The 13,200-nt window shown below is 65.6% G+C and carries 11 protein-coding genes and 1 pseudogene; 8 read left to right on the top strand and 4 right to left on the bottom strand.

Annotation, left to right across the window (positions count from 1 at the left end):
• Positions 1–23 precede the first annotated feature (23 nt).
• A complete protein-coding gene (locus ETD85_RS32320) occupies positions 24–284 on the top strand; it encodes a hypothetical protein (RefSeq protein ID WP_138693600.1) in 261 nt (86 codons plus the stop codon).
• A gap of 125 nt (positions 285–409) precedes the next feature.
• A complete protein-coding gene (locus tag ETD85_RS32325) occupies positions 410–1,060 on the top strand; it encodes a hypothetical protein (protein WP_138693601.1) in 651 nt (216 codons plus the stop codon).
• 481 nt (positions 1,061–1,541) lie between these two features.
• Here ETD85_RS32325 and ETD85_RS32330 read toward each other — a convergent pair whose 3' ends face one another.
• Positions 1,542–1,772, bottom strand: a complete 231-nt coding sequence (locus tag ETD85_RS32330; RefSeq protein ID WP_138693602.1) for a hypothetical protein — start codon at positions 1,770–1,772, stop codon at positions 1,542–1,544.
• A gap of 123 nt (positions 1,773–1,895) precedes the next feature.
• Between ETD85_RS32330 and ETD85_RS32335 the strand changes: the two genes are divergently transcribed.
• A complete protein-coding gene (locus ETD85_RS32335; RefSeq protein WP_138693603.1) occupies positions 1,896–2,729 on the top strand; it encodes a hypothetical protein in 834 nt (277 codons plus the stop codon).
• A gap of 418 nt (positions 2,730–3,147) precedes the next feature.
• Here the strand turns inward: ETD85_RS32335 and ETD85_RS32340 are convergent, their stop codons facing one another.
• The 3 genes from ETD85_RS32340 to ETD85_RS32350 all read right to left on the bottom strand — a co-directional run bounded on the left by ETD85_RS32340 (position 3,148) and on the right by ETD85_RS32350 (position 7,671).
• A complete protein-coding gene (locus ETD85_RS32340; RefSeq protein WP_138693604.1) occupies positions 3,148–3,675 on the bottom strand; it encodes a hypothetical protein in 528 nt (175 codons plus the stop codon).
• 602 nt (positions 3,676–4,277) lie between these two features.
• Complete coding sequence (locus tag ETD85_RS32345; protein WP_138693605.1) at positions 4,278–5,306, bottom strand: ParA family protein; 1,029 nt, start codon at positions 5,304–5,306, stop codon at positions 4,278–4,280.
• Positions 5,307–6,873: 1,567 nt separating this feature from the next.
• A complete protein-coding gene (locus ETD85_RS32350; RefSeq protein WP_138693606.1) occupies positions 6,874–7,671 on the bottom strand; it encodes a hypothetical protein in 798 nt (265 codons plus the stop codon).
• A gap of 499 nt (positions 7,672–8,170) precedes the next feature.
• On the opposite strand from ETD85_RS32350, the pseudogene ETD85_RS32355 reads away from it, so the two are divergent.
• The 5 genes and pseudogenes from ETD85_RS32355 to ETD85_RS32375 all read left to right on the top strand — a co-directional run.
• A pseudogene (locus ETD85_RS32355) lies at positions 8,171–8,722 on the top strand (TnsA-like heteromeric transposase endonuclease subunit); the annotation flags it as partial.
• Positions 8,719–10,779 (top strand): Mu transposase C-terminal domain-containing protein, encoded by a 2,061-nt coding sequence (locus tag ETD85_RS32360; protein ID WP_170246947.1) that lies wholly within the window; start codon positions 8,719–8,721, stop codon positions 10,777–10,779. The pseudogene ETD85_RS32355 and the gene ETD85_RS32360, both read left to right, overlap by 4 nt.
• Before the next feature lie 169 nt (positions 10,780–10,948).
• Entirely contained in the window at positions 10,949–11,287 is a 339-nt protein-coding gene (locus ETD85_RS32365; RefSeq protein ID WP_138693607.1) for a transposase, read from the top strand.
• 165 nt (positions 11,288–11,452) lie between these two features.
• Positions 11,453–12,799: an IS110 family RNA-guided transposase gene (locus ETD85_RS32370; RefSeq protein ID WP_138693608.1), complete on the top strand. Its 1,347-nt coding sequence runs from the start codon at positions 11,453–11,455 to the stop codon at positions 12,797–12,799.
• A gap of 118 nt (positions 12,800–12,917) precedes the next feature.
• A partial coding sequence (locus tag ETD85_RS32375; protein ID WP_170246948.1) for an IS3 family transposase occupies positions 12,918–13,200 on the top strand: 283 nt, incomplete at its 3' end.

Genomic DNA, 13,200 nt, shown 5'->3' on the forward strand with positions numbered 1-13,200 from the left:
TGGTGCCGGTCCGCGAGCCCTCGATGCCCGTCGATGGCTACGTCGGGGCGAAGATCTTCCACTTCGCCTATGCCTCAAGAGCAGGTGATGCTGCGGCACGCGGAAGCGACGTGCTGCGGGTGGGCGAGCAGCCTTTCCGCGACATCGGTGTCGAGCCGAGCTTCGCCTTCGACGTCAGCTGGTGGAGTTTCAGGGCGGCTACGAGGGCAACGGTATCCGGCTCGTCCAAGGGGATGATTCTCAAGGGGCGCTCGCGAGCGTCGCCGCCGTCACCCAAGAAGTGATCGTGCACGTGTTAGGGACCGTCGCCATGGCGAGCCTCATCACGAAGGCGAGTTCGGGCTCTCCACGGGGATGTTCGCCTGTCCTGGAGCGTTGTGCGAGAAAAGGCCGCTGAGATGGGGCATCGGTGTCCCTCTACGGAAGCCGTCACGTCACCTCGATCAGTTTGACCGTCCTCTGTCTGGGGCTGCCGGCCGCCGCGGCCGTTCAGATCGCTGAGGGGGATTTCGCGTCCGATGTGGTCATCGGCGCCGTCTTGGTCTGGTGCCTGTCGGCATGGGTGGGGCGGTGGATTCTCAATCGGAAGGCCGCTTCGGCAAAGCCTGCCGAATGGCTGGTGCGAGCGCATATCGCGAACAACAAGCTGGCCAGGTGTTCCATGCTCAGGCTCACGCCGCTCAACGGCGGCAGAGGCTATTGGCAGCGGATCATGTGGCATCCGTGGCTGGACGGCATGACTGAAGACGAGATCCTTTGGGTGCGGATCGGTAAGGGTGTCGCGCGACGCGCGGTCGTGGAATTCCCTGAAGGCACGCGCATCCTTCCCGCGGGACGGTTCCGCCGGTGGTCTTACTTCGGCTGGCATATCCGGAACCGCGCGCCGGAGCGGGTCGATGGGTTCCCTTTCCCTCCGTGGATCTGGATCGGCGTTCCTGTTTACAGCGGACTGTTGGGCGGATTCCAGATGTCGCCGGGATGGAGTGGCGCCGCGACGATGGCGCCGGTCTTGGTGGGCATCGTGCTGCATTTCTGGGGATGGGTCGGAGGGCTGCCTTAGTCGCCGGGAAATCGTCTATGAGGCCGAGTGGCCCGGCTCCTCGATGCGCACCCGATCGACGCCTGGCTGAAGCTCGATCATCTCCTCGCTTGCGCAGATCCGCAACGCACGCAATACCGTCGTTTCTTACTCGACGGGCCTCGCTTCTCCAGGCTGGCTTGATCCGCTGACCACGTAAACTTCAGCCTTTCAAACTCAGGTGCACTGAAGGTGGTGGCCAAGTAACTCACTGTGGTCCCGCAGGATAAGCATGGCGGCGTCATAGCTGGCAGGATTCAGATGATAGTTGGCCGTGAAAAAGGTGCCTTCCGGGCAGAGACTATGAAATTCTCCAGTGGTCGCTCCGGCTGATCGGATCAGCATGATTTCTAAATGTCTTCTCCTTGGCAGGGGGCACGTCGAATCGTTTGTCTTCGGGTCGTGTACCTCAGGGCATCGGTCTTCGGCTTCGGCAGCGATTGGTCAACGACGATGAGTGGCGTCACCCGCCGTCTTCGAAAATTGCCGCGGAGTTGGTGAGGGTGATGAACGTGCCGGCATTCGCGGTGAGGGTGCTGATCGTCTTCTGCGCGGCGACGGTCGTTCGGACACCGGCAGGGGTTCGGGCCTCGGCTGTCGTTCGGGATTCAGCGCACCGTCGGAACCTCAGGTCATCCACCGCCAGTGACAGCTGGGAGAAGGACGCCGTCTCGTTCGCGAGCGATGGCTTCATTGAGTGTCGATTTGCGTTGGCCGACATGAGCACACGCGGGTCCAGGAGGTGGCCCATATGAGCACCCAGCCGACGGCGAGAGGGGTCCCAGGGCGCGTACTGCCAGGTCGGGTGCCGGTGCCCATGGCGCCGGAGACCTCCGCGCGGCAGCGGCTCGTACAGCGGATCTGCGCCAGGGTCGTGCCCGGCATGAAGGTCGGCGTCGCCAGGCTCCCGTCCGGCGGCCTGCAGGTTCGGATCGACACCCCCGCGTCGATGGCCGAGAAGAAGTCCTGGGTCCTCCACCACCGCATGGCCCGGGAGGTGGCACTGGTCGGCTGGCACTGCGAGGTGGACGCCGACCGTCTCCTGGTGCTCGGCTGGAGCGCCGCGTGCCTGCACAACCGCGTACGCCTGCTCAAGAGCGGGCTGCGCAAGCTCACCGACTTCGAGCCGACGGCCCAGCGGGCCGTGCAGCTCGACGGCCGCGGCCCGGCCAGCCGGCCTGCCGCAGAGCTCGTGGCGGACGTATGCGCCTCGATCGAGCGGCGGCTGCGCTGGCCCGAACGGCTGGCCGAGCTCCACGCCTACGAGCGCCGATCGGACTTGCCGCACCTGCAATTGCGCCTCGCCCAGGTCGCCGGCCTGGAGGCGCAGGTCGCAGGCGCCTGCGATGAGCACCTCGTCATGGCACGGGTGCTGGCAGAGTCTGTCTGCGAGCGCTACGCGCGGCACGGGAACTTCATTCACGCGCAGGGCGAGGTGCTGGCGGAATATCACGCATGGGTGCACGCCGGCCCGATGATCTTGGGCTCGGCGACCGTACGGCCGGGCCGCCCAGACGCCAGCCGTCCCCACATCGGGCCGACACAGCGCCGCATTGCCGCGAGCGCCATCAACCACGGCGTGCCGCGGGCGACCCCCGCGGTCGTAACTTCCGGGGCCGGACACGCCGACGTCGAGAAGGGCACTCACTGACCACGAGCCACTCCACGGCGCTGGCAACTCCGGCCAGCGCGCCTGCCGGCAAATGCGGCTCTAGAGTTGCACTCCGACGGTGAGAACATCAAGGGTTACACTCAGCCGACGCTTCCGGCCCCCGTTTGGGTACCCTGCCCGGCCGATCACTGCGCTGCGCCCCGCTTCGACCCGAGCCCCTTTAATGGCACTGCGACGTCGTCGACCGCCGCTTGACCGCGCTGAAGCAGCTTCGCGACCTGGCTGTCCGCCACGACACGACCCGCCCCTGCCCACAGGGCAGACATCACTGTCGCATGTCTGTACTCGTACTGTCGTCGCCAACTCCAGGCCTCGGCCGCCACTCCCCGCGCCGTTGACCGACCCGGCGCATGCAGACTGGGGCCGTCCGCCGCGCCGGCCTCCCCCACGTCCACCCCTACATGCCGGAGGACAAGGCCATGTCGTCGGTGAATGGGCGATCGGGCTCGACGCCGTCGTCGTCGAGCAGGTACGCCTCAACTGCCACCGAGACCAGCGTGGACAGGTGTTCTGCCCCGGTGTCCTGTACCAGGTCGCTAAGGATATCGAGCTCGGCCGGGCGGAACTGGACGGGCCACAGCACCCGGCGGATGCCCGGCTTCGACTTCGAGCGCAGGTTTCTGCGGGGCGGGAAGTGCGACCCGTTGGGGCGGCTGACCTCTAGGCGGGCCCTGACCAGGAAGGTCAGCATGTTCTCGGTCAGGAAGTGGTCGATGGCGTCCATGGCCAGTTGCGCGTATTCGATGCCTTCGCTGCGGCTCATCACGCGCGCCCGTTCCTTGGCCTCGGGCTTGACGTAGATGCTGACCTGCTCGGGCGTCTGGTAGGCGCTCGAGCTCGCCCCGGTGGCCGTGGAGGGCCTGGGTACCGGACGCGGGCTCGGCTGCGGCGTGGGCCGGGCGGGCTGGACCCGGGTCTGCGGCACCTGCGCGGGTGCGGCGGGCGGTGCCTGCGGAACGTGATCCGTGCGCCGGTGGGGCTCAGCCTCTGACGTAGCTGCGGCCCTGGAGAATGACGCTGCGGGGGTAGGCACCGTAGGTGCGGACGCTGCGACGGGTGATGCCGTGGAGGTACGTTCGGCCGCGGCCCTCTCGGTGGAGCCGGCTCCCATGGGAGCCGATACCGGCGCACTGGACGGCGGCTCCTGCTGCGTTGCGGTGATCGCCGCATCCGACGTCTTTCTCTGAGGCGGCGTGGCCGTTCGCGACGGTTGTTGACGCGCCGGCGCAGCGGGCCCGTCCGCTTCAGCCTTCGAAGTGGTTCCCCGCTCTACGGGAGTCAGGCGGGAGGGCGCCACAGGCTTCTCCCGCGCCACAGCCTCGCCTTCCGATGTGGCTGCCTCGGCCGGTGGCACGGGTCGCCGGGATGCCGGCTCTTGAGTCGCCGGCTGGGTGGCGGCGGGAACCTCTTCAGCGGTCGGCGACTGGGCGACCAGCGATGCCAGGCCACTTTGCCCGCGCTTGCCCCGTGCCCGGGTCATCCCGCTCAGCTTGGGCTGGGGAGGCTTGTCGTCGAAGAATTCCGTGGTCACGCGTATGCCTCCGCTTCCAGTGTCATGGCTCGCTTGATGATCTCAGCGGTGGCCTCTTCCATCTCGATCGCGGAGGTCTCGGCCGATTCCGTGCTGAGAGTGAGTTGATGTTGCTTGGCGTGCCGCTTCCAGTCAGAGCCGGCCGTGAGATCGGCCAGTTCGGCGAAGACGCGTCCGTGCTTGCGGCACTGGTCGGCAACGTTCACGGCGCGGGTGATCACGGTCTGGAAGATCGGGATGCCTGAGTCGCCGAGGACCTCCATGATCTCCCGCCGTTTCTTGGCCAGGAAGCCGATCTCCTTGAGGCCGATCACGTCGCCGTCCTCATCCCGGATCTTACGCAGATGCTGCCGGTCGAATCCGAACAGCAGCACGCCCAGGGGGGTGATGCTCGGGTTGAGCCGTGTGGCGACGTCGAACACCTCGCTGACGCCTTCGAGGCCTTGAATGGCGCCTTGGTCGAAACACACGGGGATGAGCACGTACTCGGCCGCGACCGCCGCCAGGTGCTGCAGATCGGCGAGGTTCGGAGGGCAGTCGATGAGGATCCATTCGTAGTCGTGCGCGACTTCGGCAAGAGCCTCGGCCAGGCTCAGCAGGATCTCCCGCCTGGGATCGATGGACCTGGTGCCGATCATGGACGCGGTGATCCGCTTGAGGATCTTCCCACCCGGTACGACATCCAGCTGTGGACGCACGTCCTTGATGATGTGCAGTCCGCCCGTGCCCTCGACCACATCAATGACGCTCTGGCCTTCATCGTCGCCGGGCTTACCCTGATGGCCCAGATCCAGTCCGAGGTTGCCCTGCGGGTCAAGGTCGATGGCGAGCACTCGCTTCGACGATCCAGCTGCGTGCAGAGCGGCTGCGAGCTGAGCTGAGATGTTGGCCGTCGTAGTGGTCTTGCCTGCGCCTCCCTTGTTGTTCAACACGATCATCACCCGCCTCAGCTTGGGACGGATCGATTCAACGATCTCCTGTGTGCTCCACGCCTGACTCCTGCTGGCGGTGTGGGGGAAGGTCATGGATCTACTCTCCTGTGCATGCCGACGACTGGGTGAATGAGCCTCTTTGGTAGCGGCGGGCTGAGCGACAGGCGGCCCGACTGCGGCAACGGTGCTTCTGCCACATTCCTAACAGATCAGCCTTGACCTTGCCACGCTTATCACGGGCGTGTCGGCGGATTCGGTTGACTCAACGAGTGCTTTGCCACCCGGTTCTTCGGCTTCGCTGCGTTGTGCTTGCACCGCCCCACTGACGCTCCACTCACCCCCCGGTCGTAGTGATCGTCAGTCGGGAGCCTGCTTGTCTCTCCAGGTGAGCGGTCCACGACGTGGACTTTTTACCGTGTAGCCAGCGTCCATCGAGGCTTGCAGAGTGTTGCCTCTACCTATCTCCCTATTGGTCTTTACCCCTAGAGGAAGACCTGTGAGTAGGACTAGGCATACAACATTTAACAGACCTGCTGCATCTTTGATTCAAATACCTGACTTTTAGGCAGTTGAAAAACCTATGTTCAACTCTATTGCTACGAAGATTGAAGCATGTATGTGTTGTCCTATGCTCCACACTCTTCCCAGCCATTTTTTCATCACTTTCCGAGTGCCTATCTGAGCACCTATTACTCGAGCCGACCTGGGGTGATGCGTCCTCATGAGGCTCGGGTGACCATGCTATCTCGTCAGCGACAAACGTCAAGAAGCGGCCCGCAAGCCCTCCGTCCACGACGGGCTACCGCCCGCTCGGTCCTCGAGTGAAGTAATGCGATAGTTCTCTTGAACCCCTTCGCGACATCAAAGGCCGCCGGGTCAACAGCGCGTGAAATGGCCTGTACCAGACAGGGGACTCCGCAAGCCGTCGCTTCACGGCTCTGGTTACACCGGGCCAGGCCCCCGGTCCTGGCCCCGGTGGGGACCTCGCCGTATGCGCTGCTGGATCCCAGGGGCGGCAAGGTCCGCGGGATGCGCGTGAGATCCCTCCAGGTAACGAATCCTCCGATGAGCCCCTCGCCCCTCTTGCATCTCGCGCGAGCGCTGATGCCCTCCGCTCCTCTGCCCGGCGGCGCTTGAACCAGAAGCCCCAACCGATGGGGAGAGGTAGGGGCAGACACCAGCCGTGACGGACGCCGGATGATCCTACAAATCCGACCTGAGCCTATGCGGCGTCGTCTCGCCTCAGCTGCGGATACCTACGAACATGTGGAGCCCTCCACATGCCGTCAACGTTCGTGCTCTCTGGCGCGGACGCAGGCCCCCAGACCAGCCGGCTCCTTCGGCCTAACGCGAGGGAAACCGCCAGCTGCGCGGCCATCAGGTGCGTACCAACCCCGAGCCGTCGCTGCGTTCCCTCCGCCATCCGCTCGTCCCGTACTACTTGCGACACGGGTTGCGAGAGCCCCGAACCGTTTCCGGCGCATGCCCCTGCCTGTTTTCTACCCAAGCGAGACTTGAGCCCACCGACGTTTCCCAATCCAAGAAGCGCACTTCGGGATCAAAGACGTACGAACGCCTGTATGAGGATCCTCTCGAAGGTGTGCGCCGGGCATCATGCCATCCCGGAGGTTCATGGCTGTCGAAGGGCTTCCGCGATCGCTTATGTGTCGCCGAACCGTGCACGATGGTGCCCAGCGGCAAGCGTGACGGCAGTGGCATGGATTTCGCCCAGTTGCTCACGGAATGCTGCGTAACGGGGCTCATCCAGTGAGTCCACGATCTCCTGCACCCACCAGCCGATCTCTCGCAGGGTGGAGTAGTGAGCCGGCGACAGCGGCCACTGCATCTCTCTGACCGCCCGTCGCAGGCCGATGAGGCACTCCGCCATCTCGTCGTCGATGAGGTGGTCGAACTGGGAGCGGGAGGCAACCAACTGAGCGGCTGCCTCCCACAGTGCCAGCGCATGTCGGTCGTACCAGCGTGCTTCGGTCGAGGTGTTCTCCGGTTGTGTCCTAGACAACCGGTGTGCGCGTTCCAGCCGCTCACTCCGGCCAAGCCCCAGCCGGGATGCCCGATGCCGGAGCAGTCGGTGCTCCACCGCCTGCCGGCTGCGCACATTGAGCGGCGGCGCCATGCGGATCATCGCGATCTGCATGGCGCGCCCCAGTTCCAGCAGTTCGTGCTCAAGGCGATCTGCCTCATCGGGACGGTGAGGGCAGTGAAGACGTATGTATGCGAGGACCCACAGTCCGTCGAGTACGTCGTTCGACGTCACCCAATCGGGGACTCGGCGGCAACTCAGGACGTGCTGGATCACGGCCAGAGGATGCTCGGCCGGATCCCTGCTCTCCAGCGCGGCGAGTTCGGGGTCGCGTACTTCTCTCCGCCGCTGTACGATCCGCTCAATGGCTTCCTGACCTGCGGTTTTGCTGATTCGGGGAAGTGCGCGCTTAGGCATGTCAATAGTGTATTGACGTAAATGATCTATGTCAGCGCGACTCGGATGAAACTCCTAACGTGCTGCCTGTCTCACGAGACCCGGCGTGTGTCTCAGATGGTCGGCGTGTTTCGTTGGGCGGTCTCACCTGGTTGGCGCGACGACCCGTCGGGGGAAGACTCCCCGTCTCCTCAAGTTGGCTCCGAAGCGCGGAGGTCTCAGTCCAGTTGGCGTGAGTTGACGGAAGTCTCAGACATCTGGCGCATACACCCGATACATTGCATCCTCATCTGGTTACCAGCCGTACGGTGCGTGGTGGTGGTCCCTCTTGGTGGGGTTATCGACCGCTTGGGTCGACCGGGCAGGGTTTCACCTGGTTTTCCTGGATGAAGCGGGAGCCGAACAGCGAGCCCCGTTGGCGTCGAGCTGGAACATCCGGTTCGAGCGGGCGGCCGCGGTGCGGTCGTTCCCTTCCTTCCGCGGGCAGAGGAACTTCCCAGGCTGGTGATGGTCAGCCACGACTGGCGATCACGTTGGTTATGAGTCCTGGGTCGAACGCGACGTGCTGATGACGATGGACTTCGACCGCGACATCATCTCCTTCGCGTCCCAGCCCTTCTGGCTGACCTGGGTCGCAGACGGTCAAGTACGCCGACATGTCCCGGACTACTTCGCTCGGAAACTCGACGGCCGGGGCCTGGTCGTGGACGTGCGTCCTGATGACCGGGTCGATCCGGCCGCGGCTGAGGCCTTCGCGGCGACGGCGCGCGCCTGCGCAGAGGTGGGTTGGGAGTTCCGCCGGACGGGTGGGCCCGCCCCGGTATTGCGGTCGAATCTCCGGTGGCTCGCGGGTTACCGTCACCCCCGCTGCTATCGCGAAGAGATCGCCCAGGCGCTCCTTGAGACCTTCGCCGCTCCGACCGGCTTGCTCCACGGCGCCCAGATGGTGGGCGATCAGCTAATGACGCTGCCCATGCTCTACCACCTGCTCTGGACCGGGCGGTTGACGGCCGACCTCAAGGCCGCGACCCTCAGCCCGGCCACCACGGTTCACACCCGGGAGGGAAGATGAATCGGGCGCAAGCGCCGCGGCCGCCAGGGTTGCATATCGGGGACCGCATCATCTTCGAGAACGTCGTGCACACTGTGGTCGGCTTGGCCGGCACCTTGGTGCGGATCGCCGCCGAAGACGGCAACACCGCGGTGGTGCACTCGCCGCACCTGATGGCCGACCCCACTTTTGAGCACCTGGGCGGTCCCGCCAAGACCCGCCTGCCAGCCGGACTTCTGCACGGGCTGGCCGAGGAGGTCGTGGCACAGGCGTGTTGGTGGGAGCAGCACGTCGTCGAGATTCTGACCGGAGTGCGTCCGGATGCTCCTGCCGGCACCCCGCCCCGACCTGAATTCGACCCCGCCCGGCACACGCTTCGCGAACGCGACCAAGCCAAGGCTCTCGAGTTGGCTCATACGGGACGCGAGGGCGTCAGTTTGCGCACGGTCGAGCGCAAGCGCCAGCGCTATCAGGCTCAGGGGCTGGCAGGGCTGATCGATGGCAGACACGAGGGCGTGGGTGGACCATCGGGACGGGTGGATCCGCTGGTGGTGGCGGCGCTGACGAAGGCAATCGAGGAGGCTACGGACAGCTCCCCCCGAACCGCGAGCTACTTCTACTGGAAGGTCGGCCAGGTCGTGGCTGATCGGCCTGACGTCCGAATGCCTTCCCGGGCGACCTTCTACCGCCTGTTTGATCGTGTCTCGCGCGGACGTCACATCACTGGCTCGGCTCGCACTCGTCGCTCGCTGGCCAGTCGTCCGGAGGGGCCGTTCAGCCAGGTCACCGCTTTCCGTCCGGGCGAGTGGATGGAGATCGACTCCACTCCGCTGGACGTGCTGGTGGTCTTGGATGACGGCGTGGTCGGACGGGTGGAGCTGACTGGCATGGTGGACCTGGCCACCCGCACGGTCACCGCCGGCGTCTTACGACCGTCCACGAAGTCAGTGGATGCGACGCTGCTGCTGGCGCGAACGGTTACCCCCGAGTTGATGCGCCCGGGCTGGGCGCAGGCGCTGTCCATAGCGCGATCGGTGTTGCCGTACGCACGCTTGATGAAGCTGGACGAGCGCCTGGAGCACGCCGCGGCCCGACCGGTGATCGTTCCAGAGACCATCGTCTGCGACAAGGGCAAGGTGTTCATCTCGGCGAACTTCCGCACGGCCTGCCGGATGCTCGGGATCAGCCTTCAGCCCGCTCACCCTCGGACGGGGACGGACAAGCAGCACATCGAGCGGACCCTGGAGTCGGTGGCCACACTGTTCGCGCAGTTCGTTTCCGGCTACACCGGACGCTCGGCGGAGTATCGCGGACGCGCCGTGGGCAAGGAGCCGCTCTGGCCGCTGCACCAGCTTCAAGATCTCCTGGACGAATGGCTGATCGCCAAATGGCAGAACCGACCGCATGACGGCTTGCGCGACCCGCTCACTCCAGGTCAGGCGGCGACGCCGAATGAGAAGTACGCGGCCCTGGTGGAGGCGGCCGGATACGTTCCCGTCCCGCTGTCCGGGGACGACTACATCGAGTTGCTGCCCGCCGGCTGGCGAGCCATCAACGCCTACGGGGTGAAGATCAATCACCGGATCTATGACGACGAAGCGCTCAAGCCACTGCGCAACCAGCCCTCCGGCGTCATCGCCCACAAGGACCTGTGGGAAGTACACCACGACCCCTACGATGTCAGCCGGGTCTGGGTGCGCAACCACCACGACGGCGGCTGGATCACCGCTTTCTGGCGCCACCTGCACAGCACCGCAGCTCCCTTCGGGGAGATGGCCCGGGATCACGCCCGCGAGATCCTGGCCCGCCGCGGCCAGGACCGGCCCACCGAAGAGCAGATCGCCCAGGTCGTCAATGAGCTTCTCACTCGCGCCGGCCAAGGGCCAGAGTCGGCCGACACCATCAAGGACCGGAAGGTCAGAGCACAGACCCTCGCCAGGACCGATCCGTCCTGGCCACGCCCGACACCACCACCCCAGCAAAACACCGAGCCCGAGCCCCTGGACGAGGACGACGAGCCATTGGCCGAGGTCATCCCCCTCGGCGTCTTCGACGCACATGAGGAGGCAAAACGATGAAGGTGACCGAAGGCCGCCGCGATCCCACCACAACGCTCGAAGGATGGCGGCGCTTCGTCGATGATCCACCTGCAAGATTCGAGCTGCTCACCCTGGAACAACTGAGGCGCCTAGCAGATTCCGGACAGTCGGCTACATAAGCTGACAGAAGTCTGGAAGAGGTAGGTACGTGGCAAGGCGTCGCAGGCAGTTCTCGCCGGAGTTCAAGGAAGAAGCCATCCGCATGGTGCTGGAGGGCGATCGGACGGTCGCGTCGGTGGCGCGCGAGTTCGACATCAACGCCAGCACCCTGGGCAGCTGGGTGAACCGGCATCGGATCGTGAGCGCACAGCAGGAGCAGTCGCCGGTCTCTGGGCCGGACCGGGCCCGGATCCGGGAGCTGGAGCGGGAGAACGCCGAGCTGCGGGAGAAGTTGATCTTCTTGAAAAAAGTCCCCCTGACCCTTCCGGGACGCCACACCTGGCGTGAAAATCGGGGCGGGTTGCTCGCCGACGCCGACGCCGCATGAGACGGCTTTGATCTCGCAAAAAAGTCTGGCGCTGGGGGCTCGACCTGAAGGGTCACGCACTGTTGCCTTCGAGCACGCCGGTCAGAATCTTCGGTTCCCGACCGAGGCCCCGCGAGCAGCCCGTCTGTTGTTCGTACGCGATCTCGTCGAGGAGCGTGATCGGCCATGGTGATGCAGGAACCGGAAGAGATCCCGGATGAGGGGCACGAGCGAATCGTTGAACGGGTGGCCGCGATCGACGTGGCCAAGGTGTCCGGCAAGGTCTGTACCCGCACACCCCACCCACAGGGTGGCTCCCGTCGGGTGACCAAGGTGTGGGAGGTCACGGCCACGCTGGCGGCGGTGGAGGAACTGGGTGACCATTTGATGCGCGAGCAGATCCAGGCGGTCACGCTGGAGTCGACCGGGGATTACTGGCGGATCTGGTTCTACGTGCTGGAAGAGCGCGGTCTCCGGGTCCAGCTGGTCAACGCGCGCGATGTCAAGCATGCCCCGGGCCGGCCCAAGACCGACCGGCTGGATGCGGTGTGGCTGGCCAAGCTGACGGAGAAGGGCCTGGTCCGGCCGTCGTTCGTGCCGCCACACGAGATCCGGGCGCTGCGTGATTACACCCGGATGCGGATCGACCTCATCCACGAGCGCACCCGCTACTGGCAGCGACTGGAGAAGCTGCTGGAGGACGCCCTGATCAAGATCTCCTCGGTGTCCAGCACGCTGAACACGCTGTCGACCCGCGCCATGCTGCAGGCGCTGATCGCCGGCGAACGCGATCCCCGGCTGCTGGCCGAGCTGGCCAAAGGACGCCTGCGCGTGAAGATCCCCGCCCTGACCGAAGCGCTGAACGGACGCTTCGACGACCACCACGGCGAGCTCGCCGGCCTCCTGCTGGCGCAGATCGACGGCCTGGACGCGCAGATCGCCCGGCTCACCGCCCGAATCGAGGCACTGATCACGGACATGCCCGACGTCCGCCCCGCCGAACTCAACTCCGACGCCCATCCTGACAAGGCCGCGTCCTCGGCCATGGATACGGTGGCCCGGCTGGATGAGATCCCCGGGATCAGCCCCGAGGTCGCGCAGGTCATCCTTGCCGAGATCGGGCTGGACATGACCCGCTTCCCCACCGCCGGGCATCTGGCCTCCTGGGCCAAGCTGTCCCCGCAGACCATCCAGTCCGGCACCCGCAGCCGCGGCGCGGCGGTCGGTAAGGGCAACCCCTACCTCAAGGGCGTGCTCGGGACGGCGGCGGTGGTGGCCGGCCGCACCGACACCTTCCTCGGCGAACGCTATCGGCGCATCGCCAAACGGCGCGGCCGGCTGCGGGCGGTGGTCGCGGTCGGCCGTTCCATCATGGTCATCATCTGGCATCTGCTGTCCGACCCCCACGCCCGCTACCGCGACCTGGGATCCGATTACTTCCTCACCAAGATCGACCGGGAGAAGAAGGCCCGCACTCATATCCGCCAGCTCCAGGCACTAGGCTTCACCGTCGCGCTGACGCCGGCCACCTGACCTCACCCGCCCCGATCAACCCCATCCGACGATCACCGGCCGGGGTCCGCTGCCGCCTGCCCGGCTGAGGTGGGTGGATTTTCCGGTCAGCAGCCGCCTTCTTCGCGTCCGAGACGCGATGACGCTCGCCAAGTACGAGCTCATCGACGCGGAGAAGGCCCGTCACTCGATCGTGAAAATGTGCGCCTGGCTGCAGGTGTCCCGCTCGGGCTACTACGAATGGCGTGAGCGGCCGGCCTCGGCCACCGCACAACGCCGCGCGCTGCTGGCCGCGCTGGTCGCCGAGATCTTCGCCGGCTCGCACGAGACCTACGGCTATCGGCGGGTGCACGCCGCCCTGGCCCGTCGTGGCGAGCACTGCTCGGCCGAACTGGTGCGCGCCCTGATGCGCGAGCAGGGCC

Source organism: Nonomuraea zeae, assembly GCF_005889725.1.
GTDB lineage: Bacteria > Actinomycetota > Actinomycetes > Streptosporangiales > Streptosporangiaceae > Nonomuraea > Nonomuraea zeae.